18 protein-coding genes and 5 tRNA genes are annotated in these 22,491 nt (G+C 75.9%); 14 read left to right on the plus strand and 9 right to left on the minus strand.

What is annotated here, in order from left to right; all coding sequences use genetic code 11:
* Positions 1–19 precede the first annotated feature (19 nt).
* Positions 20–898 carry a MetQ/NlpA family ABC transporter substrate-binding protein gene (locus IH54_RS0110690; protein ID WP_031515260.1) on the plus strand — a complete coding sequence of 293 codons (879 nt, stop codon included), beginning with the start codon at positions 20–22 and terminating at the stop codon, positions 896–898.
* Between the two features lie 45 nt (positions 899–943).
* On the opposite strand, the gene IH54_RS0110695 is transcribed toward IH54_RS0110690, so the two are convergent.
* Positions 944–1,747: a class I SAM-dependent methyltransferase gene (locus tag IH54_RS0110695; RefSeq protein ID WP_031515261.1), complete on the minus strand. Its 804-nt coding sequence runs from the start codon at positions 1,745–1,747 to the stop codon at positions 944–946.
* Positions 1,748–1,934: 187 nt separating this feature from the next.
* Here IH54_RS0110695 and IH54_RS0110700 point away from each other — a divergent pair, with 187 nt between their 5' ends.
* The 6 genes from IH54_RS0110700 to galE all read left to right on the plus strand — a co-directional run bounded on the left by IH54_RS0110700 (position 1,935) and on the right by galE (position 11,735).
* Positions 1,935–2,636 (plus strand): GNAT family N-acetyltransferase, encoded by a 702-nt coding sequence (locus tag IH54_RS0110700; protein ID WP_031515262.1) that lies wholly within the window; start codon positions 1,935–1,937, stop codon positions 2,634–2,636.
* A 276-nt stretch (positions 2,637–2,912) separates the two neighbouring features.
* Positions 2,913–4,166 (plus strand): precorrin-6y C5,15-methyltransferase (decarboxylating) subunit CbiE, encoded by a 1,254-nt coding sequence (gene cbiE, locus IH54_RS0110705; RefSeq protein WP_031515263.1) that lies wholly within the window; start codon positions 2,913–2,915, stop codon positions 4,164–4,166.
* Between the two features lie 303 nt (positions 4,167–4,469).
* Complete coding sequence (gene cobT, locus IH54_RS0110710; protein ID WP_031515264.1) at positions 4,470–8,150, plus strand: nicotinate-nucleotide--dimethylbenzimidazole phosphoribosyltransferase; 3,681 nt, start codon at positions 4,470–4,472, stop codon at positions 8,148–8,150.
* A gap of 328 nt (positions 8,151–8,478) precedes the next feature.
* Positions 8,479–9,732, plus strand: coding sequence for a uroporphyrinogen-III C-methyltransferase (gene cobA / locus IH54_RS0110715; protein WP_052397280.1), 1,254 nt, complete (start codon positions 8,479–8,481; stop codon positions 9,730–9,732).
* A complete protein-coding gene (locus IH54_RS0110720; protein WP_031515266.1) occupies positions 9,725–10,537 on the plus strand; it encodes a TrmH family RNA methyltransferase in 813 nt (270 codons plus the stop codon). The genes cobA and IH54_RS0110720 overlap by 8 nt, the downstream gene beginning before the upstream one ends.
* Positions 10,538–10,727: 190 nt before the next feature.
* Positions 10,728–11,735: a UDP-glucose 4-epimerase GalE gene (galE, locus tag IH54_RS0110725; RefSeq protein WP_031515267.1), complete on the plus strand. Its 1,008-nt coding sequence runs from the start codon at positions 10,728–10,730 to the stop codon at positions 11,733–11,735.
* Positions 11,736–11,825: 90 nt separating this feature from the next.
* Here the strand turns inward: galE and IH54_RS0110730 are convergent, their stop codons facing one another.
* The 3 genes from IH54_RS0110730 to IH54_RS0110740 all read right to left on the minus strand — a co-directional run bounded on the left by IH54_RS0110730 (position 11,826) and on the right by IH54_RS0110740 (position 15,823).
* On the minus strand, positions 11,826–12,995 hold the full coding sequence (locus IH54_RS0110730) for an acyl-CoA dehydrogenase family protein (RefSeq protein ID WP_031515268.1): 1,170 nt from the start codon (positions 12,993–12,995) through the stop codon (positions 11,826–11,828).
* A complete protein-coding gene (locus IH54_RS0110735) occupies positions 12,992–14,182 on the minus strand; it encodes an acyl-CoA dehydrogenase family protein (protein ID WP_031515271.1) in 1,191 nt (396 codons plus the stop codon). Before IH54_RS0110735 ends, IH54_RS0110730 begins: the two co-directional genes overlap by 4 nt.
* 420 nt (positions 14,183–14,602) lie before the next feature.
* Positions 14,603–15,823 (minus strand): serine/threonine-protein kinase, encoded by a 1,221-nt coding sequence (locus IH54_RS0110740; RefSeq protein ID WP_052397281.1) that lies wholly within the window; start codon positions 15,821–15,823, stop codon positions 14,603–14,605.
* A gap of 275 nt (positions 15,824–16,098) precedes the next feature.
* Here IH54_RS0110740 and IH54_RS0110745 point away from each other — a divergent pair, with 275 nt between their 5' ends.
* The 4 genes from IH54_RS0110745 (at position 16,099) to IH54_RS0110760 (ending at position 18,583) form a co-directional block, all read left to right on the plus strand.
* Positions 16,099–16,377, plus strand: coding sequence for a hypothetical protein (locus IH54_RS0110745; protein ID WP_031515281.1), 279 nt, complete (start codon positions 16,099–16,101; stop codon positions 16,375–16,377).
* A 298-nt stretch (positions 16,378–16,675) separates the two neighbouring features.
* Entirely contained in the window at positions 16,676–16,858 is a 183-nt protein-coding gene (locus IH54_RS0110750; protein WP_031515282.1) for a hypothetical protein, read from the plus strand.
* Between the two features lie 218 nt (positions 16,859–17,076).
* Positions 17,077–18,243, plus strand: coding sequence for a phosphotransferase family protein (locus IH54_RS0110755; RefSeq protein WP_078862085.1), 1,167 nt, complete (start codon positions 17,077–17,079; stop codon positions 18,241–18,243).
* 34 nt (positions 18,244–18,277) lie between these two features.
* Positions 18,278–18,583, plus strand: a complete 306-nt coding sequence (locus IH54_RS0110760; RefSeq protein WP_031515284.1) for a zf-TFIIB domain-containing protein — start codon at positions 18,278–18,280, stop codon at positions 18,581–18,583.
* Between the two features lie 123 nt (positions 18,584–18,706).
* On the opposite strand, the gene IH54_RS0110765 is transcribed toward IH54_RS0110760, so the two are convergent.
* The 5 genes from IH54_RS0110765 to IH54_RS0110785 all read right to left on the minus strand — a co-directional run bounded on the left by IH54_RS0110765 (position 18,707) and on the right by IH54_RS0110785 (position 19,177).
* A tRNA-Val gene (locus tag IH54_RS0110765) sits at positions 18,707–18,781 on the minus strand.
* Between the two features lie 35 nt (positions 18,782–18,816).
* A tRNA-Val gene (locus IH54_RS0110770) sits at positions 18,817–18,888 on the minus strand.
* A gap of 33 nt (positions 18,889–18,921) precedes the next feature.
* Positions 18,922–18,993: transfer RNA gene (locus tag IH54_RS0110775), tRNA-Val, on the minus strand.
* A gap of 1 nt (position 18,994) precedes the next feature.
* Positions 18,995–19,068, minus strand: a tRNA-Cys gene (locus IH54_RS0110780).
* Positions 19,069–19,104: 36 nt separating this feature from the next.
* Positions 19,105–19,177: transfer RNA gene (locus tag IH54_RS0110785), tRNA-Gly, on the minus strand.
* 291 nt (positions 19,178–19,468) lie between these two features.
* Here IH54_RS0110785 and IH54_RS0110790 point away from each other — a divergent pair.
* The 3 genes from IH54_RS0110790 to IH54_RS0110800 all read left to right on the plus strand — a co-directional run bounded on the left by IH54_RS0110790 (position 19,469) and on the right by IH54_RS0110800 (position 22,439).
* Complete coding sequence (locus IH54_RS0110790; protein WP_078862086.1) at positions 19,469–20,659, plus strand: chorismate-binding protein; 1,191 nt, start codon at positions 19,469–19,471, stop codon at positions 20,657–20,659.
* Positions 20,656–21,477 carry an aminotransferase class IV gene (locus IH54_RS0110795; RefSeq protein WP_031515288.1) on the plus strand — a complete coding sequence of 274 codons (822 nt, stop codon included), beginning with the start codon at positions 20,656–20,658 and terminating at the stop codon, positions 21,475–21,477. The genes IH54_RS0110790 and IH54_RS0110795 overlap by 4 nt, the downstream gene beginning before the upstream one ends.
* Before the next feature lie 257 nt (positions 21,478–21,734).
* Positions 21,735–22,439 carry a GNAT family N-acetyltransferase gene (locus tag IH54_RS0110800; protein ID WP_052397282.1) on the plus strand — a complete coding sequence of 235 codons (705 nt, stop codon included), beginning with the start codon at positions 21,735–21,737 and terminating at the stop codon, positions 22,437–22,439.
* Positions 22,440–22,491: the final 52 nt, after the last annotated feature.

Raw genomic sequence — 22,491 nt, forward strand, 5'->3', positions numbered from 1 at the left:
CCGGAAAGAGGCACTTTTCGTGCGTAGGACACTCAAGATCACCGCTGCCGCCGCTGCCGTGGGCGCTCTCGCGCTCGGCCTGGCCGCGTGCGGCTCCGACTCCGGCTCCAAGAGCGGCAGCTCCAGCTCCGCCGACGGCAAGGCCGCCAAGGACGCCTCCGCGCCGCTCGTCGTCGCCGCCAGCCCCACCCCGCACGCGCAGATCCTGGACTACGTCCGCGACCACCTCGCCAAGAGCGCGGGACTCGACCTCCAGGTCAAGGAGTTCTCCGACTACGTCCTGCCCAACACCGCCACCGAGCAGGGCCAGGTCGACGCGAACTTCTTCCAGCACAAGCCCTACCTCGACGACTTCAACAAGAAGAACGGCACCCACCTGGTCGCGGTCGCCGACGTCGAGCTGGAACCGCTGGGCCTGTACTCGCACAAGATCGGCTCGCTGTCCGAGCTCAAGGACGGCGCCACCGTCGAGGTGCCCAACGACACCACCAACGAGGCCCGCGCCCTCGGTCTGCTCGCCGCCAACGGCCTCATCACGCTGCGCGACGGCACCGAGCAGACCGCCACCCCCGCCGACGTCACCGGCAACCCCAGGCACCTGCACTTCAAGGAGCTGGAGGCCGCCCAGCTGCCGCGCTCGCTCGGCGACGTCGACGCGGGCGTCATCAACGGCAACTACGCCATCGAGGGCGGCCTGAGCCCCGTCAAGGACGCCCTGGTCACGGAGAAGGCGGCCGGCAACCCGTACGCCAACATCCTGGTCGTCAAGAAGGGCCAGGAGAACGACCCGCGGGTCGTCGAGCTCGTCAAGCTGCTCAACTCCCCCCAGGTCGAGCAGTACATCAAGGACACCTTCAAGGGCGCGGTCATCCCCGCCTTCGGGACCCCCGCCGCCTGAGCCGGCCCGTTCCCGAGGTTCCCCGCCCCGCCCGGCCGGCCACGGTCAGGCGGGGCGCACCCAGTAGACGTCCGTCGTGTACGGCATCTCGATCGCGCCGCTGACCCGGGTCGCGTCGTGCGCCCCCAGCACCGCGGCCAGTTCCGCGCGGACCCTCGCCCGCGCGTCCTCGTCCAGCACCGCGATGTGGCTGGACGACATCATCCGCTCCACGACGTCCGCGACGGTCGTCGAATGCGGGTTGGGCCAGTGCCGCTCGTGGATCGCGCCCCAGCCCGACCCCGGCGCCTCGAACGCCCGCCGCCAGCCGTCCGCCGGCCGGTGGTCGTCCACCGGACCCGCGGCCAGCGGCGGGCTGGGCAGGTCGCGCGGCGCGAGCCGGAAGAAGATGTCCTGGAAGTCCCGCACCCACGGCACCGACGTGTCGTAGGTGTTCCACACCAGGGCCAGCGCGCCGCCCGGCCGCAGCAGCCGTCGCACCTCGGCGAGCGCCTCCGCCTCCGCGAACCAGTGCCAGGACTGCGCCGCCACCACCGCGTCGGCGCACCCGTCCGGCAGTCCGGTCGCCTCCGCCGTGCCCGCGCCCACCGCGACCCCCGGCAGCAGTCCGGCCAGCGTCTCGCGCATCTCCCGCACCGGCTCCACCGCGAGCACCTCGGCGCCGGTCAGCGCCAGCAGCCTGGTGAACTTGCCCGTGCCCGCGCCCAGATCGACGACGGTACGGCCCGCCTGGAGCGGCAGCGCGTCCGCGAGCGCGGCGAGCGCGGCGAGCGGATAGGACGGCCGGGAGCGCTCGTAGACCCCCGCCGCCCGCTGGTAACCGACTCCTGCTGCGTGGTGCACCGTCACGCGGGCAGACGGTAGCAGGATCGGATGACGTCCACGGATACTCGCGACGACCGCCATCCGCCCTACTCTGGAAGGGCGTTCGCCGCCGAGCACCGCCGCGGCACCCCGGACCCACCCTGCCCGGCGGCCGCCGCGCGCGATGCTGCATGCTGTGCAGTCCACCCATGCCCTGGTTACGGAGCAGTGAATGACCGCCACCTTTCCGGACATCTCACTCAGTACGGAGCGGCTGCTGCTGCGCCCGTACGACGAGGACGACATCCCCGAACTCGTGGAGATGATGAACGACGACCTCGTGACCGCGTGGACCGGCTCCCCGCGGCCGTACACCGAGGCCACCGCGCGGTCGTTCGTCAGCACCGGGGCGCCGGGGGAGCGGACGAGCGGCCGGGGCCTGGTGCTGGGTGTCTCCGAACTGCTCACCCAGCGGCTCGTCGGCACCGTCCAGCTGCAGAACACCGACTGGCGCATCCGCGGCACCGAGATCGGCTACCTCACCGCCTCCTGGGCGCGCGGCGAGGGGTACGCCGGCGAATCGGTCCTCGCCGTCGTCCGCTGGCTCTTCCGCAACCAGGGCTTCGAACGGGTCGAGCTGCGCACCGCCGCGGACAACAGCGCCTCGCAGCAGGTCGCGCAGAAGATCGGGTGCATCAGCGAGGGCGTGCTGCGCGGCGCGGGCCTCGTCCGCAGCCGCGCCGGCGACGACCCCGCCGGCCGCTGGGTGGAGACCCGCACCGACCTGCTGGTGTGGAGCCTGCTGCCCGAGGACCTCGACGGCCTGGACGACCTCGACGGCGCATCCGGTACGGACGGGGCAGGGGAGGGCTACGACGCGTACGCCCCCTACCCCGACTACGCCGACTACTCCGCCGCGGCCCGCCGCCGCTGACCCGCGGCTGCCCCGCCACCGCCCGCGCCTGCCGGACCCGCCCGCTCCGGCGCCTCCGGCCCGCGCCCGCCGGACCCGCCCGCTCCGGCGCCTCCGGCCCGCGCCCGCCGCCTGCCGGAGCGCCGCCGTGCCGCGGCCGGAACACCCGCGCGTATCCGCGTACCCGTGGCGCCCGCCGCCGGGTTAGGGTTCTCACCCGGGCCTCACCTCCGCCCCCGTCGAGGAGGCTCCGCCGGCATCCCCGCGATCCACCCCACGGCTTGGAGGCAGACGACGATGGCCGACCGGGTCACCGTGATCGGATGGGACGGCTCACCCCCGTCCGACGCCGCCCGTGCCGCGCTGGACGCCGCCACCCTCGTCGCCGGCACCCGCCATCACCTGGCCCTGCCGTACGTTCCGAAGCAGGCCGAGCACATCGTCCTCGGCAGCATCGACATCGCCGCCCGCCGCATCGCCGGGCACCGCGGCACCGCCGTCGTCCTCGCCGACGGCGACCCCGGCTTCTTCGGCGTCGTCCGCGCGCTGCGCGACCCCGAGCACGGCCTGGAGGTCGAGGTCATCCCCGGCGTCTCCGCCGTGGCGCGGGCCTTCGCACGGGCCGGCATGCCCTGGGACGACGCCCGGGTCGTCGTCGCCACCAGCCGCACCCTGCGCCGCGCCGTCAACGTCTGCCGCTCCTACCCCAAGGTCGCCGTCCTCACCGCGCCCGGCGCGGGGCCCGCCGAACTCGCCCTGCTGCTCGCCGGGGTGCACCGCACCTTCGTCATCTGCGAGGCGCTCGGCTCGGAGCGCGAGCAGATCACCGTGCTGACCTCCGACAAGGTCGCCGACCACATATGGCGCGACCCCAACATCGTGCTCGTCGTGGGCGGCAGCACCGGCAGCCCAGGTCTGGCCGTGCTCGGCTCCACCGCCCCGCCGACCGCGCCCGGCGGCCGCCCCGCGACCTCCCGCGGGGGCGGCTGGATCGCGGGCCGCGACCCGGGCTTCCCCGGCCCGGTACGCGGCTGGGCGCTGCCCGCCGCCGAGTACGGGGGCGACGTGCCCGCGCCGGTGCGCGCCTACCAGCTCGCCCGGCTCGGCCCCCGCACCGGCGACCTGGTGTGGGACATCGGCGCCGCCGACGGCGCCCTCGCGCTGGAGGCCGCGCGGTTCGGCGCCGCCGTCATCGCCGTCGACCGCGACGCCCAGGCCTGCGACTGGATCACCGCCGCCGCACGCCGCGCCGGCGTCCAGATGCAGGTGGTGCACGGCACCGCGCCCCAGGCGCTGGAGGACCTGCCGGAGCCCGACGTGGTGCGCATCGGCTGCGCCGACCCCGCGGTCGTCGCCGCGTGCGCCGCGCGCCGCCCCGAGCGCATCGTCGCCGCGGCCGCCACCCGGGAGTCCGCGGCGGCCGTCGACCGCGCGCTGGCCGAAGGCGGTTACACCGTCGAACGCATGTTGCTGCGCTCCGCGGAGACGGACTCCGGGTGGCAGGAGCCGGAAGGCCCGGCGGCCTTCCTGCTGTGCGGCAGCAGGCCCTGAACCGGGCCCGGCCGCAAGGCCGGTGATGGGGCTCGCGAGGCGGCATTTGCGCATGTGGGAGCGCTGCCGCGGGGCACTGTGTGAGATACGTCCCGCGGTGCGGACTTCGGGGTGGTGAGCGCTGCGGGTGAGGGTAGGCTGACGGATCGTTGTGCCGTCGTCGTGCGTTCACGGGGTGTCGATACGTCCGATGTCCCCACGGTTCACGTGCCGCATCCCGGGCCCGCTCGTTGGAGTCGGTGAGGGGTGGGTGTGCGCGGCGCAGCGGCTGGAAGGAGCGAAACCGATGGGCGAGGGGCACGCATGACGGACACCGGTCAGATCCCCGGCGAGGGGCTGCCGGAGAACGCGGTCGGCGACGCGGCTCACCAGCCGCACACCGGCGCACTCGGCGCACCGCAGGCCACCGCCAACGGCTGGGGCGCGCAGCCCCCCGCAGGCCTCGACAACCCCCCCTACGGCTACCTCGACCAGCCCCCCGCCCCCGGTACCGGGCTCGACGACGAGGACGACGTGCTGCTCATGCCCGGGCCCCAGGGCACCTGGAGCGACCCGCAGCCCGTGCCGCTCCAGCCCGAACCGCCGCAGACACCGCTCCCCGCGGGCCACTTCGCACCGGGCTACGAGCCCGAATCGGCGCCCGGCCTCCCCTCGCCCGGCGCGTTCCACGAGCAGGGTTTCGCCGCCCCGGGGCAGCTGCCGGGCGGCGACGCCGCCGGATTCGTCCCGCAGGAGCAGGGTTTCGCCGGGCCGGACGCCGAGGGCGCCTCGGGCGTCGTGCCGGGCGCCGACCCGGGGTCCGTGCCGCAGCGCGCCGGGTTCGCCGCGCCGGGTGACCCGGCCGCCGCCGCCCCGCAGGGTGCGTCCGGTGACGTGGCGTCAGGTGCCGTCGCCGCGGGGGAGGGGTCGGCGCCCGGGCTCGTGCCGGGGCAGGCCGCGGGTGACGCGGGGCCCGGCTTCGGCAGGCAGGCGCAGGAGGCCGCTCCGTCCGGGGCCGGACCCGGGCTCGCCGTGCCGGGGCACTTCCCGGAGGCGCCGGACGCGGAGTTCGCGCCGGGTGCCGGATCCGCCGTGCCGGGGCACGCGCCGCAGGGCGAGCCTTCGCAGGGTGCGGGCTTCGCCGTGCCGGGCGAAGGGCAGGCGCTCGCGGGGCAGGCACCGGCCGCTCCGGCGGACCTCGCCGCGGTCCAGGGAACCGAACAGGGCGCCGGGGACGCCGGATCCGGGCAGCCGGCGGGCGCTGAGCCCGTCGCCGGGCAGGGCGCCCGGGCGACGGAGGACGCCGCGGTGCCGCAGGGCGCCGTGCCGGGCGGTGCCGCCGAGGGCGGCGCGCAGGACCCGGCCGCGGTACGGGTGCCGGGAACTGACGCCGCGCCGGTCGCGCCCGCCCCGCCGCGCCGCCCGCTGCACTTGGGCCCGCCGGTCCAGGACACCCCCAGCGGCGGCGTGTCCGTCCGCTCCCTCGCCGACCGCGGGCCCGCGCAGGGCGGTCCCGCACCGGCGCCGGTACGCGTGCAGGGCCCGCCGACCGCGGGCCCCGAATACCTCGACGTGCCGCCGCAGGGCCCGCACGCCATCCCCGCCCAGCAGAACGGCGAGCCCGGCGACCCCGCCGCGGGCCCGCACGGCGGGTGGCCCGCGGCCGACCTGACGCCCTCCCAGCAGTCGCTCATCCCGCACGCCGACAGCATCATCCCTTCCCAGACGCCGCCGGAGCCCGTCACTGCCCTCCCGCCGGCCGAGCCCCCCGCGGCGCCCGTTCCGGCACCCGGCACGGGGCAGGAGGAGGCGCCCGCCGGTGAGGCCGCAGGCGCCGCCGGGCCCGCCGCGCAGGACGCGACCGCGACCCCGCCGCAGGGCACCGCCGTGCCCGCGCCCGCCCTCGCCGGGCCCGCAGCGGCGCCGTCCGCCCCGGGCCAGCCCGCCGCGGCGCCCATCGGCCTCGACCTCGCCGCCCCGCCGTCCGGCCCGGCCTTCGACGAGCAGGCCGCCGCGCCCGCAGCCCCCGACGAGCAGGCCGCGGCCGAACTCCCGGCCCAGGACACCGAGGCGGCGGCCGTACCGGACGCGTCCGCCCTGCAGACGTCGGAGGCCGTGGTGGCGGCGCCCGCCGAGGCGCAGGCCGCGGAGGCGGCCCCGGCCGCCGAAGCCGTCCAGGCCGCCGAAGCCGCAGAAGCCGAAGCCGCGCCCGCCGCCGAGGCGCAGGCCGCGGACGGGGCGCAGGCCGCCGCCGTGTCCGCTCCCGCCGGGGAGCCCGCGGAGGCGTACGAGCCCGCCGTGCGCGACGCCGTCCACCGCGTCATCCGCGAACGCCGCGACATCCGCAACGGCTTCCGCTCCGACGCCATCCCGCCCGAGGTGCTGCTGCGCGTCCTGGAGGCCGCGCACACCGCCCCGAGCGTCGGCCACTCCCAGCCGTGGGATTTCGTCGTCATCCGCTCCGAGAAGACCCGGGAGAAGATGCACGAGCTGGCCATGGCCCAGCGCGAGGCGTACGCCAAGTCGCTGCCGAAGGCCCGCGCCCGGCAGTTCCGCGAGCTGAAGATCGAGGCGATCCTCGACACGCCCGTCAACATCGTCGTCACCGCCGACCCCACGCGCGGCGGCCGGCACACCCTCGGCCGGCACACCCAGCCGCAGATGGCGCCGTACTCCTCCGCGCTCGCCGTCGAGAACCTCTGGCTCGCCGCCCGCGCGGAGGGCCTCGGCGTCGGGTGGGTGAGCTTTTTCGACGAGCGCCAGGTGGTCGCCGAACTCGGCCTGCCCGAGCACCTGGAGGTCGTCGCGTACCTGTGCGTCGGGTACGTCGACGAATTCCCCGAGGAGCCCGAGCTGATGCAGGCGGGCTGGTCGCAGCGCCGCCCGCTGTCCTGGGTCGTCCACGAGGAGGAGTACGGCAACCGGGCGCTGCCCGGCGAGGAGCCGCACGACCTCCTGGAGGAGACGCTGCGCGCCATCCGCCCGCTCGACGCGAAGGCCCTCGGCGAGGCGTGGGAGCGGCAGAAGCGGATGACCAAACCCGCCGGGGCCCTCGGCATGCTGGAGATCATCTCCGCCCAGCTCGCCGGGCTCTCCCGGGTGTGCCCCGCGCCCATCCCCGAGCCCGCTGCCGTGGCGATCTTCGCCGGCGACCACGGGGTGCACGCCCAGGGCGTCACCTCGTGGCCCCAGGAGGTCACCGGGCAGATGGTCGCGAACTTCCTCGGCGGCGGGGCGGTCTGCAACGCCTTCGCCAACCAGGTCGGCGCGGAGGTCTGCGTCATCGACGTCGGCGTCGCCTCGGAGCTGCCCGGCACGCCGGGGCTGCTGCCGCGCAAGGTGCGCGCCGGGACCGCCGACTTCACCGCGGGCCCCGCGATGACCCGCGAGGAGGCGCTGCGCGCGATCGAGGTCGGCATCGAGACCGCCCGCGATCTGGTGGCCGCCGGCAACAAGGCGCTGCTCACCGGTGAGATGGGCATCGCCAACACGACGACCTCGGCGGCGCTCATCGCGGTCTTCACCGGCACGGACCCGGCGGAGGTCACCGGGCGCGGCACCGGCATCAACGACGAGATGCACGCGCGCAAGGTGGACGTCGTACGGCGCGCCCTGGAGCTGCACCGGCCCGACCCGGCGGACCCGATCGCGGTCCTCACCGCGATCGGCGGGCTCGAACACGCCGCGATCACCGGCCTGCTGCTCGGGGCGGCGGCGCTGCGCACGCCCGTCATCCTCGACGGGGTGTCCGCGGGGGCCGCGGCGCTCGTGGCCCGCGCCATCGCGCCCGAGGTGCTGGCCGCTTGCATCGCCGGCCACCGCAGCGCCGAGCCCGGCCACGTCGCCGCCCTCACCGCGCTGGGGCTCCGCCCCCTGGTCGACCTCGACCTCCGCCTCGGCGAAGGCACGGGCGCGCTCCTCGCGCTCCCCCTCGTCCAGAGCGCCGCCCGCGTCATGCACGAGGTCGCCACCTTCGACGCCGCCGGCGTCACCGAGAAGTCCTGACCTCCCCCGGGGCGGGGTTTTCCCGCCCCGGGGGTGCGTCCCGCGCCGGTCGCGCGACCGTCCACCTGTGGTGGGTTCCCCGCGCAGTCCTCCCCCGGAACTTCGCCTGGGAGGTGCCCCCACGCGCCCCCGGATTGCCGCGCCGGGCAACCGTTTTCAGGGGCGCGGGGAACTGCGCGCCCAGCCATCCGCCGGGGGACGGTCCCGTGGCGAAGGAGACGTGGCAGCCCGGAGGACTGGGCGGTGCCCCGGCGGAGCCGAGGGCCGGAAGGCCCGAGCGAAGGCGCAACGTAAGATCAGAGCCCGCCCGAACTGCCGAAGGAGCGCGATGGATCGCAAGGACGACGCCCCCGCCTACCCCGTGGGGCTGCGGCTGGCGGGGCGCCGGGTCGTGGTGGTCGGCGGGGGGCAGGTCGCCCAGCGGCGGCTGCCCGCGCTGCTGTCGGCCGGCGCCGACGTCGTCCTGGTCGCCCCGGAGGCGACGCCCTCCGTGGAGGCGATGGCCGAGGCCGGCGAACTGCGCTGGGAGCGCCGCCCATACCGTACGGGCGACCTCGCGGAGGCCTGGTACGCGCTGGTCGCCACGCGCGACCCCGCCGCGAACGCCGCGGCCTCCGCGGAGGCGGAGGAGCGCCGGGTGTGGTGCGTGCGCAGCGACGACGCGAACGCGGCGTCCGCGTGGACGCCGGCGACGGGCCGCACGGACGGTGTGACCGTCGCCGTCCTCAGCGGCCGGGACCCGCGCCGCAGCGCCGCCGTGCGGGACGCCGTGGTCGAGGGGCTGCGTGACGGCTCCCTCGTGGCGCCCCGGCACCGGGACCGCACCGCGGGCGTCGCGCTGGTCGGCGGCGGTCCGGGCGACCCGGACCTGATCACCGTGCGCGGCCGCCGCCTCCTCGCCGAGGCGGACGTCGTGATCGCCGACCGGCTCGGCCCGCGCGACCTGCTGGACGAGCTGCCGCCGCACGTCGAGGTGATCGACGCGGCGAAGATCCCGTACGGCCGGGCGATGGCCCAGGAGGCCATCAACGCCGCGCTGATCGAGCACGCGAAGGCCGGCAAGGCCGTGGTGCGGCTCAAGGGCGGCGACCCGTTCGTCTTCGGCCGCGGCATGGAGGAGGCGGAGGCCCTCGCCGCCGCGGGTATCCCGGTGAGCGTCGTCCCCGGCATCTCCAGCTCGATCAGCGTGCCCGGCGCGGCCGGCATCCCGGTCACGCACCGGGGCGTGGCGCACGAGTTCACCGTGGTGAGCGGCCATGTCGCCCCGGACGACGCGCGCTCGCTGGTCGACTGGCCCGCGCTGGCGCGCATGCGCGGCACGCTCGTGCTGCTGATGGCCGTGGAGCGGATCGGCGCCATCGCGGACGCCCTGATCGCGGGCGGCCGCCCGGCGGGGACGCCGGTCGCGGTGGTGCAGGAGGGCACGACGGCGGCGCAGCGCCGGGTGGACGCCACGCTCGCGTCGGTGGCCCGCATCGTCACCGAGGAGGGCGTACGGCCGCCCGCGGTGATCGTCGTCGGCGACGTCGTGACGGTGGGGCGGCCGGGCGGCACGTACACCGAGGGCAACGTCCATGGCTGAACCGGTCGCGGTCACCGATCCGGACGACCCGCGGCTGCACGACTACACCGGCCTCACCGACGTCGAGCTGCGGCGCCGCCGCGAGCCCGCGGAGGGCCTCTTCATCGCCGAGGGCCAGAAGGTGGTCCGGCGGGCCCTGGCCGCCGGCTACCCGATGCGCTCGATGCTGCTCACCGAGAAGTGGGTGGCGGCGCTGCGGGACGTCGTCGACGAGGTGCCCGCGCCCGTCTACGTCGTCGACGACGACCTCGCCGAGCGCGTCACGGGCTACCACGTCCACCGTGGCGCGCTCGCCGCGATGCAGCGCAAACCGCTGCCGGACGCCGCGGGCGTGCTCGCGGCCGCGCGCCGCGTCGTGGTGATGGAGGCGGTGAACGACCACACCAACATCGGCGCGATCTTCCGCAGTGCCGCCGCCCTGGGCATGGACGCGGTCCTGCTGTCGCCGGACTGCGCCGACCCGCTCTACCGCCGCTCGGTGAAGGTCTCGATGGGGGCGGTCTTCTCCGTGCCGTACGCGCGGCTGGAGGCCTGGCCGCGCGATCTGTACGGCACGGTGAAGGAGGCCGGCTTCCGGCTGCTGGCGCTCACCCCGGCGGCGCACGCCACCGCGCTGCCGGAGCTTCCGGTCGCCGAACTCCCGCGGCTGGCCCTGCTGCTGGGCGCCGAGGGGCCGGGCCTCAGCCCGAAGGCGCTGGCCGCCGCCGACACCCTCGTCCGCATCCCGATGTCCCACGACATCGACTCGCTCAACGTGGGCGCGGCCGCCGCGGTGGCCTTCTACGCCGTGGCCGCCGGCGCGTAATTCCGCGGGGAATGCGGTCCCGATAAAGAAATGCCGACCGCCGCCCATTGCCCGACCCTCCCGCCCGATATTCCCCCACGTCATATACCACCGCCCTGTGGAGGGACTGTGGATTCCGCCCCCGTGCCGGCCGCGGGGGTGGTGCTAGGGTTGCCGTAATTCTGGTAGCGGGCAGCGGAGATGGGTGCACATGAAAATTCTTGTCACCGGCGGCGCGGGCTATATCGGCAGTACGGTCGCGAGCGCCCTGCTGGACGAGGGGCACACCCCGGTCATCCTCGACAGCCTGGTCACCGGGCTCGAGGAGTTCACCGAGGGCCGGGTGTTCTACCGCGGGGACATCGCGGACGGCCCGCTCCTGGACCGTATTTTCCGTGAGCACCCGGACATCACGGCGGTCGTGCACTGCGCGGCGCTGATCGTCGTCCCCGATTCGGTGGCCGAACCGCTGCGCTACTACCGGGAAAACGTGGCGAAGACCATCGCCCTGCTCGAACACCTGGAACGCAACGGCTGCCGCCGTATCCTCTTCAGCTCGTCGGCCTCGGTCTACGAGCCGGGCGCGGACTTCGCGGTGGACGAGGAATCCCCGGTGGCCGCCGGCAGCCCCTACGCGCAGACCAAGGCCGTGATCGACCGCATCCTCGCCGACACCGCCGCGGGGACGGAGCTGCGCGCGGTGTCGCTGCGCTACTTCAACCCCATCGGCGCCGACCCGCGTATGCGCACCGGCCTCCAGGTCCGCGAAGCCTCGCACGCCCTCGGCAAGATGATCGCCGCCTGGGAGAGCGGCGACGTCTTCCGGGTGACGGGCACGGACTGGCCCACCCGCGACGGCAGCGGCATCCGCGACTACATCCACGTCTGGGACCTCGCGCGCGCCCACGTCGCCGCCCTCGCCCGCTTCGACAGCGTCGTCGGCGGCGACCGGCCCCCGCACCTGGTCGTCAACCTCGGTACGGGCAAGGGCACCACGGTGCGCGAGCTGGCCGCGGCCTTCGGCGAGGTCACCGGCGTCCCGCTGCGCACCGAGGACGTACCGAGCCGCCCCGGGGACGTCGCGGGCGCCTACACCCGCACCGAGCGCTCGGCCCGGCTGCTGGGCTGGAAGCCGGAGTACGACGTGCGCGACGGCATCCGCGACTCCATCGCCTGGCGCGGGCGGCTGCTGGAGCTGCTCGGCCCGGTCGAGGACTGAACAAGACCGCGGCCGCGGTCCGGTCCAGTCCTCGACCGCGGACGCGGCCGCAGCGGGCCGGCGGAGGGCTTCCGCCGGCCCGGCCGTGCCTCAGGGCGCGGGCGGCAGGTCCACCAGGGCCGCCAGCCGGCGGCGGTGGTGGCCGGGGGAGCCCAGCGCGATCTCGTCGGCCTTCGCGCGCTTGAGGTACAGGTGCGCCGGGTGCTCCCACGTCATGCCGATGCCGCCGTGCAGCTGCACCGCCTCCTCCGCCGCGCGCACCGCGACAGGCGAGACGTACGCCTGCGCGACCGCCACCGCGATCTCCGCCTCGGCAGCCTGCGCCGGCGACTCCCAGGAGGCCAGCGCGGCAGCCGCGTTGCGCGCCGCCGCGCGGGCGGACACGACCTCCAGCCACAGGTCGGCCAGCCGGTGCTTGAGTGCCTGGAAGGAGCCCAGGACCCGGCCGAACTGGTGCCGCTGCTTCAGATGGCCGACCGTCCCGTCCAGGCACCACTGCGCCGTGCCGAGCTGCTCCGACGCCAGCAGCCCCGCCCCGGTCAGCAGCGCCCGCTCCAGCGCGGCCCGCGCGGTCTCCCCGGTGGCCAGCGGCCGCCCCGGCGCGCCGTCCAGTGTGACGTCCGTCAGCGGCCGGGTCAGGTCCAGGCTCACCGGGCGGCGCAGCACCACCGATTCCGCGGCCACCTCGTGGAGTCCGGGCCCGTCCGGCCCCTCGGCGGGCACCACCAGCACACCCGCCCCCACCGCGTCGGCCACGCTCGTGACCCGGCCCGACAGCCGCCCCGCGGCGTCCGCCCGCACCCCCGCGGGGAAGCCGCCGCCCGGCGCCGCGGACAGCGGCACCGCGAGGGCCGCGGTGACCCCGCCCGCCGCCAGCCGCCCGAGCAGCGCCGCCGCGGCCTCCCCGGGCTCCCCGGCCCCCGCGCAGCCCAGCAGCGCCGAGGCCGCGAGCACCGCGCTGCCCAGGAAGGGCACGGGGGCGACCGCGCCGCCCAGCTCCTCCAGTACCACCGCGGCCTCCCGCGCGGTGCCGCCCTGCCCGCCGTACTCCTCTGGCACCAGCAGCCCGGCAAGGCCCAGCTCGCCGCCCAGCACCCGCCACAGGGCGGGGTCGTAGGGCTCGTCCGTCTCGATCCGGCCCAGCACCGCGGCCGGGCCGCAGCGGTCGGCGAGCACCGAGCGGACGGCGGCGCGCAGGTCGTCCTCGACGTCGGAGTACAGCAGGCCGGGCGCCGCGGGGGAGGGGGTCGTGGCGGTCATCGGGGCAGGTCCTTCCACGGGACGTCCTTGTCGTTGCGGGGCTCGGCGGGCAGTCCGAGTACGCGCTCGGCCACGATGTTCCGCAGGATCTCGGACGTGCCGCCCTCGATCGAGTTGCCCTTCGCGCGCAGGTAGCGGTACCCCGCGTCGCGGCCGTAGAAGTCCACGCTGCGCGGGCGGACCATCGTCCAGTCGCCGTAGCGCAGCCCCTGCTCGCCGAGCAGCTCCAGCTCCAGCCCGCTGAGTTGCTGGTTGAGCCGCGCCATCGACAGCTTCAGGCCCGAGCCCTCGGGGCCCGGGGTGCCCGCCGCCATCTGCTGCCGCACCCGCTCGGCGGTGAGCCGCGCCACCTCCGACTCCACCCACAGCCGGAGCAGCCGGTCGTGCAACTCGGGCGTGCGCAACTCGGGGCGCTCCCGCCAGGTCGCCGCGACCGGCCCGGCCATGCCGCTCTCGCGCGGCACCGGCGAGCCGCCGCCGATCGCCACCCGCTCGTTCATCAGCGTCGCCTGCGCCACCCGCCAGCCGTCCCCCACCGCACCCAGCCGGTGCGCGTCCGGGATCCGCACCCCGGTCAGGAAGACCTCGTTGAACTCCGCCTCGCCGGTGATCTGCCGCAGCGGCCTGACCTCCACACCCGGGTCGGTCATGTCGCACACGAAGTACGTGATGCCGCGGTGCTTGGGCACTTCCGGGTCGGTGCGGGCGATGAGGATCGCCCAGCGCGCGGTGTGGGCGCTGGACGTCCACACCTTCTGGCCGTCCACGACCCAGCAGTCGCCGTCCCGCACCGCTCTGGTGCGCAGCCCCGCCAGGTCCGAGCCCGCGCCCGGCTCGCTGAAGAGCTGGCACCAGACCTCCTCGCCCGTCCACAGCGGCCGCAGGAAGCGGGCCTGCTGCTCGGCGGTGCCGTACGCGAGGATCGTCGGGGCCGCCATGCCCAGGCCGATGCCGATCCGCCGCGGGTCGTTGTCCGGCGCCCCGGCCGCGGCCAGCACCTCGTTCGCGGCCTGCTGCAGCGCGCGCGGCGCCCCGAGCCCGCCGAGCCCCGCCGGGAAGTGCACCCACGCGAGCCCCGCGTCGAACCGCGCCCGCAGGAAATCCGCCGCCGGCGTGCTCCCCGGCGGGTGCGCCGCGAGCAAAGCCCGAGCCCGCTCCCGCACCTCCCCGTCCCCGATCTCTCCCATGCGCTGCGGCCCCTTCCGCTCCCGGTCCCTCCGGATGACTAAGCAAGCGCTTGGTAAGTTACTCCCCGAGAAGCCGTACGGCCAGCGACGACCGCACGCTCACGTCAAGCGGCACGACGCCCGCAGGGGCGCGGGGAACCGCGTGCCCAACTCCCACGTGGAGAAGGCCGCGCGTCCGAGCGCAAGCTGCGCAGGTGCGCGAGGGAGTGCGCGGGCAACCACGGCGGTGGGACGGCCGCGTGTCCGGGCGCAAGTGGCACGCCTGGGGGCGCAGGGGTGCGGGGAACTGTGCGGGCAACCACGGCGGTGGGACGGCCGCGCGTCCGGGCGCAAGCGGCACACCCGGGGGCGCAGGGGCGGGAGGAACCGCGCGCTGAGCCCCCGCGAAAGCCCCGCCGTGGCGACGGCGGCAACCCGCCCTCAGAGGTGGTGACACCCCTGCACCGTTGCGATGATGACCGCCGCCAGCAGCGTCACGACCACGAACACCGCGAGCCGCTGCCGCATCAGGCGCCGCCGCCCGGCCCCGGGCGCCAGGGGCCGCCGCCCTCCTGCCGTACGCACCGGTGTGCGCGCCGACGCGCGCGCCGACGGCATCGTGGCCTTCACCGTCGGCTTCGGCGCGCCCGCGGCGGGCCCGGCGGGCGGGCGCCCGCCCGCAGCGCGCCCCGCCCCGCCCCCACCGGTGGAGTCCGGCCGCGGCGGCGTCCGCCGCTGCGTGCGCTGCTGCGCGTACTCCTCCGCGCGCCGCCCGACGGGCCGTTCGGGCCGGGGCCCCGCCGCCTTGGGGAGGCCCTCGCGGCGCGGCGCGCCGATACCGCGGGCCTCGCGCGTCGCGATCTCGGTCAGCCGCTCGGACAGCTGCACCGTGCTCGGCCGCTCCTCCGGATCCTTGGCCAGGCACGCGTAGACGAGCGGCGCGAGGGCGTCCGGCACCGCGCCGAGGTCGGGCTCCTCGTGGACGACGCGGTAGAGCATGACCTCCGAGCTGCCCTGCCCGAAGGGCGAGTCCGCGGTCGCCGCGTAGACGAGCGTCGCGCCGAAGGCGAAGACGTCGGTGGCCGGAGTGACGGGCAGCCCGCGCACCTGCTCGGGCGCGAGGAAGCCGGGCGAGCCGACCGCCGTCCCCACGTGCGTGAGCGTGCTCGCCCCGGTGGCCCAGGCGATGCCGAAGTCGATGATCCGCGGGCCCTTGGGCGACAGCAGGATGTTGGACGGCTTGAGGTCGCGGTGGACGACCCCGGCCTCGTGCACCGCGACCAGTCCCTCGGCGAGGGCCGCGCCCATCGAGGCCGTCTCCGCGGCGGAGAGCACGCCTTGCTCGGCGACCTTGTCGTGGAGCGAGGGCCCCGGCACGTACTGCGTGGCGAACCACGGACGCTCGGCCTCCAGGTCCGCTGCGACCAGCCGGGCGGTGCAGCCGCCGCGGATCCGCCGCGCGGCGGACACCTCGCGGGCGAAGCGCGACCGGAATTCCTGGTCCTCCGCCAGCTCGGGCCGGATCACCTTCAGCGCGACCCGCTGACCGCGCTTGTCCGCGCCCAGGTAGACCACACCCATGCCGCCCGCCCCGAGCCGCCGGTGCAGCCGGAAGGCGCCGACGACCCGCGGATCCTCGCGCCGCAGCCGCATCATCGCCATGTCCGTACCCCTGCCTCCGGTGGGGGCGGACCCCACTGCTGCTCCGCTGCGCCACTTCTGCCGCTGCCGCCCGGCGGGCCGGGCCGGCGGACGGGTGGACCGCCCACAGCTTACGGACTCACCTCCCGCCGCGCGGTGAAGGCCCGCAGGCGACGGGCCGTGAATTGTCAGTGCCGGGTGGGAAGCTGGAGGCAACGGCGAGGTGCCGGTCCGACAGCGGGCCGCCGCCTGGCCGCGATCCGCCAACGGTCCGTCCTGCGAGGGGGAATGACGCCGTGAAAGGTGATCGCGTGGAGATAGTCGTCGATGCGGGGGACAGCACCCGCACCTATGAGGTCGTGGCCACCCGGGCCGGCCGCCGGGTGGAGACCGCGGTGCGCCGCGGGGTCGTGGAAGTGAGCGAGGTCACCCGGAGCGGCACGGTCGTGCGCACCGCGCGCTTCATGGCCACGCGGGTGCTCGCGCTCGTCGAGCAGCCCGTGCCGAGGGACGACGAGCGGGCCGAGGAGCAGGCCCAGGAGCGGGCCGCCGGGGCCCGGGCGGCTCAGGGATGACCCTGGGGAGCCGGGGCGCGGGATCCACCCAGGGGAGTACGTAAAGCGGCCGCCGTCATCCTCCGGGAGGCCTGCGAAGGGGTACCAGGGCCTGACGACCAGGGGCCCGGGCGCACCTAATGTTGAGGTCAAGCGGCGGGCGGAGCACTCGTCCCCCGAGGTCAAGCGCCCGCCGCCTCCAGACGCACCGGTCAGCCGGACCGGTTCATCTCCTTCACTTTCCTCACCTTCTTCAATCGCACAGCTTCTTCAACTGCACAGCGAACGACCACACGGCGGACCCCGGAAGGGGGCGGGCATGGCGAACACGGTGACGCGCACCACGCGCGCCATGCGCGGCACCCGGCGGACCGGCTCCCGGCACCCGCTGGTCGCGGCGGCCATGGTGCTGCCGTTCGCCGCTCTGCTCGCCTACCTCTTCGGCGGAGTGGACGCAGTGGTCGTACAGGCGTCGTCCGTGGCCGGCCTGCTGGGGCGCTGAAAGGCGCTCCGACCTGGAAGAGCGGTCCGGGTCAGGGGCTCACCGGTGGACCCCGTGGGGACGGGGGTAGGGCGGACGACTGCGCTTGCCCGGGCATCCAAGCGGATGCCCGGGCATTGCGCTGCCCGGCCCCCCGAGCGCGGGCGGCCCCGGGGCGGGCCACTCCGGACGGCCGACTCCGCCGGGACGGGGGGACGGGGGGATGCTTGACTGGGGCAATGACGACCACGGGGGAGCAGTCCGGGGCCGCCCGGCAGGGCGGTACGGTCCGTATCGACCGGCAGGCGGTGCGCCGCACCGCCGCCCCCGTCGCGGACGACGCCCTCGTCACCGCGCTCGCCGCGACCGCGGCCGCCGCCGCCCGGCGCACCCCGCAGGCCGCCCGGCGCGCAGCCGCGGGGCCGGTCTCCGTCCAGCCCACCGTGCCCGCCGCCACCACCGTCCTCGCCGACCGCCCCGACGGCACGGTCGTACGGGTCGGCGCGGTCGTGGCCAAGGCGCACGCGCCCGGCACGGACACCGCCGCGCTCGCCGTCCGCGTCGGCGTCGCCGGCCACCCCGCACTGCGCGGCATCCTGCTGGCCCCCCTGCCGCAGGACCAGCCCCAGCAGGGGCCCGTCCCGCAGGGCGCCGGTTCCGTTCCCGCGCCGCCCGCCCCCGCCCGGCCCGCCCCCGCCCGGCCCGCCCCCGCCCGGCCCGCCGCCGTCCTCTCCGTCGCCGCGGGCGGCAGACCCGTCAGCGCCTGGCCCTACGGCCTACCCGTCGACCGGCACGACCCGGCGGCCGCGCCCTGGGCGGAGGCGGCGGTGCTGCTCGCCCGGCTGCACCTGGTGCAGCCCGGCGCCCTGCCGGGCCCGCTGCCGCCGATGCGCGGCCCCGCGAAGGCCGCCCTCGCCGTCGCCCGGCTGCGCGGCGTCGCGGACTCGGCGGCGGCCCGTACCGTACGGCGGGCCTGGCGGCGTCTTCCCGCGTGGGCCAGGGACGAGGCCCCGCACCCGGGCCCCGCCGCGCTCTGCCACGGCGACCTGCACCTGGGCCAGCTCGTACGGCACCCGGCGCCCGACGGACCCTGGCAGCTCATCGACGTCGACGACCTCGGCACGGGCCCGGCCGCGTGGGATCTGGCCCGCCCCGCGATGTGGTTCGCGGCCGGCCTGCTGGAACCGGACGCCTGGGCCCGCTTCCTGGCCGCGTACCGCTCCGCGGGCGGCCCCGCCGTACCGCAGGACGGCGACCCGTGGGGCCAACTGGACGTGCCCGCACGGGCGCTGGCCGTGCAGACCGCCGCGATCGGCGTCGCCAAGGCGGCCCGCGAGGGTCGCGACCTCGACGAGGCCGAGTCCGAACTGGTGGCCACCTGCGCCCGCATCGCCCATCTAGAGTGAACTCACGTGTTCGAGGCGAGGAGTTGATTCGACGATGGTCTGTCCCAAGTGCCACGGCCAGATGCAGACGTTCAACCGCAGTGGCGTCCAGATCGAGCAGTGCCTGAACTGCCGCGGCATCTTCCTCGACTACGGCGAGCTGGAGGCCCTGACCCAGCTCGAAGGCAAGTGGAACCAGCCCGCCCCGCCGCCGCAGGCCTACCCCGCCGCTCCCGTCCCGCCGCCGCCCGCCTACCCGCAGGCGCCCGGCTGGGGCGCCCCGCAGTACGGGCACGGGCACGGGCACGGCCACAAGCACCACGGCCACGGCGGCTTCGCGCACATGCTCTTCTCGTCCTGACCGGCGACGGGCGGCGGTTCGCCCGCCGCCCGGGCCGCCGCCCGGCCGACCACGCGGCTCACGGCGTCGCGGCGTACGGCCGAGGGCCCGGAAGCTGATGCCTCCGGGCCCTCGGCCGTACGCTGGTGGACGATACTGGGATTGAACCAGTGACCTCTTCCGTGTCAGGGAAGCGCTCTCCCGCTGAGCTAATCGTCCGGGACTGCGGGCGCCGGCGTAGGCGCCTCACCGCGTGCGCGATACTGGGATTGAACCAGTGACCTCTTCCGTGTCAGGGAAGCGCTCTCCCGCTGAGCTAATCGCGCGGGAAGGTACTGCTCAGAGCCCGATGGGCCCAGTGGACGATACTGGGATTGAACCAGTGACCTCTTCCGTGTCAGGGAAGCGCTCTCCCGCTGAGCTAATCGTCCTTGGAGGTGGAGACGGGATTTGAACCCGTGTAGACGGCTTTGCAGGCCGTTGCCTCGCCTCTCGGCCACTCCACCAACAGCAGGGGGTCCCCGGGAGGATCCCCCACATCGAGCGGACGACGAGATTCGAACTCGCGACCCTCACCTTGGCAAGGTGATGCTCTACCAACTGAGCCACGTCCGCAGGTCTGCTCCGCAACAACTCCGGGGCGACGCGTTGAACTCTAGCGGATCCCGGGGCCAGCTCAAAAACCGGTTTCCGCAGCGTGCCGGGCCAATGACGGCGAGTTGGCGCCGCCGGCGTCGCCGGAAGGGCCCGTACGCACCCTCCCGGGGCCCTGTGCGAGCGGGGTGAAAGCCCTGCGTGCGTGCGGTGTGCGCCATCCCACGCGGCCCGCCCGGCCCCTTCCCGCCCCAGCCGGTCCGCCCACCCTAGACTCGGGTTCCGACCGCTCCAGCCTCCCGGGGAAGCACCGTGCGCGATCTCGTCCCGCTGGCCCGTTTCCACGGGCTCGTCGCCACCGGACTGCGTGACGTCACCGCGGATCCGGCCGCCCTGGACTCCACGGGCTTCTGGGCCGTCGTCGCGGACTTCGAGGGCCGCACCGTCTGCGCCCGCTTCGCCGACGTCCACCGCACCCCGCGCTCCGGCACCGGTCCGGACACCGGCGCCGCGGCCGCCGCCCGGGCCGCCCGCTGGCACGGCCCCGACCCGGCCGCCTGGACGTCCTCCATGGACCGCGCGGCCTACGAGTCCGGCGTGCACGCCATCCGCGCCCGTATCGCCGCCGGCGACGTCTACCAGGTCAACCTCTGCCGGGTCCTGCACGCCCCGCTGCCGCCCGCCCCCGGCGGCGGCGCACCGGACGTCGACGCACTCGCGGCCGTCCTGGAACTCGGCAACCCCGCCCCGTACGCGGCGGCCGTCCGGCTGCCCGGCCACGGCGTCGAGGTGGCCACCGCCTCACCCGAACTCTTCCTGCGCCGCAGCGGCACGACCGTCGAATCCGGTCCGATCAAGGGCACCGCGTCCACCGCGGACGACTTCCTGCCCAAGGACCGCGCGGAGAACGTGATGATCGTCGACCTGGTCCGCAACGACCTCGGCCGGGTCTGCGCCACCGGCTCGGTCACCGTCCCCGCGCTGTGCGCGGTCGAGCCGCACCCCGGGCTGGCGCACCTCGTCTCGACCGTGCGCGGCGAGCTGCGCCCCGGCGCCGGCTGGCCCGAGCTGCTCGCCGCCGCCTTCCCGCCCGGCTCCGTCACCGGCGCGCCCAAGTCCAGCGCCCTGCGGATCATCGGCGAGCTGGAGACGGCGCTGCGCGGCCCGTACTGCGGCGCGGTCGGCTGGGTCGACGCCGACCGCCGCACCGCCGCGCTCGCGGTCGGCATCCGCACCTTCTGGATCGACCGCGACGCCGCCGGCCGCCCCGAGCTGCGCTTCGGCACCGGCGCGGGCATCACCTGGGGGTCCGACCCCGCGGGTGAGTGGGAGGAGACAGAGCTGAAGGCCCGGCGGCTGCTGGCGGTAGCGTCGGGAGCGGCGGGTCCGGAGTGTCCGGAGCCGGCCGGGCCTTCGCGCGAGAACGGCGCCGGGGACCGTACCGGCGACAGGAACGGCAGCGGCGGCGTCGGTGCCGGCGCCAGTGGGAGGACACAGCGGTGAAGATCTGGGTGGACGGCGGGCTGCGGGACGCAGCGGACGCCACCGTGTCGGTGCTGGACCACGGCCTGACCGTCGGCGACGGCGTCTTCGAGACGCTCAAGGCCACCGACGGGCAGGCCTTCGCGCTCGACCGGCATCTGCGGCGGCTGACCCGCTCCGCGCTCGGCCTCGGCCTGCCCGAGCCGGACACCGCCGAGGTCGTCCGGGCCTGCGAGGCCGTCCTCGCCGCGAACCCGCAGCCGCACGCGCGGCTGCGGATCACCTACACCGGCGGCATCTCCCCGCTCGGCTCCGACCGCGGCGAGTCCGGCGCCACCCTCGTGGTGGCGACGAGCCCGGCCCCCGCGCACCCCGCCGCCGGCTCGGTCGTCACCGTGCCCTGGACGCGCAACGAGCGCGGCGCCCTCACCGGCCTGAAGACCACCTCGTACGGCGAGAACGTCGTCGCCCTCGCGCGCGCCCACGAGCAGGGCGCCACCGAGGCGATCTTCGCCAACACCACCGGCCGGCTCTGCGAGGGCACCGGCTCCAACGTCTTCGTCGTCCTCGACGGCCGCCTCCTCACCCCGCCGCTGTCCTCCGGCTGCCTCGCGGGCATCACCCGCGAGCTCGTCGTCGAATGGTGCGGCGCCCTGGAGGAGGACCTGCCGTACGAGGCCCTGGGCGAGGCGGAGGAGGTCTTCGTCACCTCCTCCCTCCGCGACATCCAGCCCGTCACCCGCGTCGACGCCCGCGAGTTGCCTGCTGCGCCCGGGCCGGTGACGGCGAAGGCGATGGAGGTCTTCGCCGAGCAGGCCGCCGCGCACCCGAACCCGTAGGGCGGCGACGCCCGGCCTGCTGCCGGTCCGCTGCCCGGTCCGGCCCGCTGTCGTCCCGCCGCCGCGGGCCGTTCCAGGTGGCCTGTGCACTCCCGCCGGTGCCTTGCCGGCACGGCTGACGGGCCGTCGGGGGCGCCGATCCGGCGGGGGGCCATGGCCAAGTGCCTTCTAACCACTTGGCCATGGCGCCCCGCCGTACACTCGACCGCACCCCGCCGGGCCCTGCCGCGGGGGCGGGCGAAGGGGGAGCGGGACGCATGACGACGACCCTCAGGCCGGCCGGGGCCGAGCGCGCCGAGAGCGGCGGCGGACGCTCCCGCGACTTCACGGTGTGCGTCAACGGTCGTGCCGTCGGCGCGCTCCGGCTCGCCGCCGAGGCGCCGGGAGGCTCGGGCCGCATCGAGGCGCTCACCGTCGCCGAGCCCGACCGGCGGCGCGGGCGCGGCACGGTCGCCGCGCTCGCCGCGGAAGAGGTGCTGCGGCAGTGGGGCTGCACTCGCGTGACCGCCGCGATACCGCCGGAGGCGGTGTACGGGCTGCGGATCGCCCGGGCACTCGGCTACACCGAGGCCGAGCGCGCACTGGGCAAGTGCCTGACCGGCACGGGCGAGCCCGCGCCGGCGCCGGTGCCGGAGGGCTTCCGTCTCTACGAGCCGGTCGCGGATTCCGCCGTTCTTCCCGGCAGCCGTCTGTTCGCCCTCGACGCCGGCGGCGCCACCGTGGGGCGCCTCTGGCTGCGTACGGAGCCGGAGCCGGCGTGGGTGCTCGCCGTGGAGGTACCGGCGTCCCACCACGGTCTCGGCCTCGGCCGTGCGCTGCTCCTGGCCGCCGAATCCGCGTGCCGCTCCGCGGGGGTGGGGGAGATCGGCCTGAACGTCGTCCTCGACGAAACGGCGGAGCTCGACCTTTACGCTGCCCTCGGCTACGAGGTGCGGACCCACAACTTCGGGAAGTCCCTGTAGCCGCGGTCCCGAGGGCCTGTTGTTGCCCGGCGGGGCATCGCGCCCTTGCTTT

This window comes from Streptomyces sp. NRRL F-5123, from assembly GCF_000721495.1.
Taxonomy (GTDB): domain Bacteria; phylum Actinomycetota; class Actinomycetes; order Streptomycetales; family Streptomycetaceae; genus Actinacidiphila.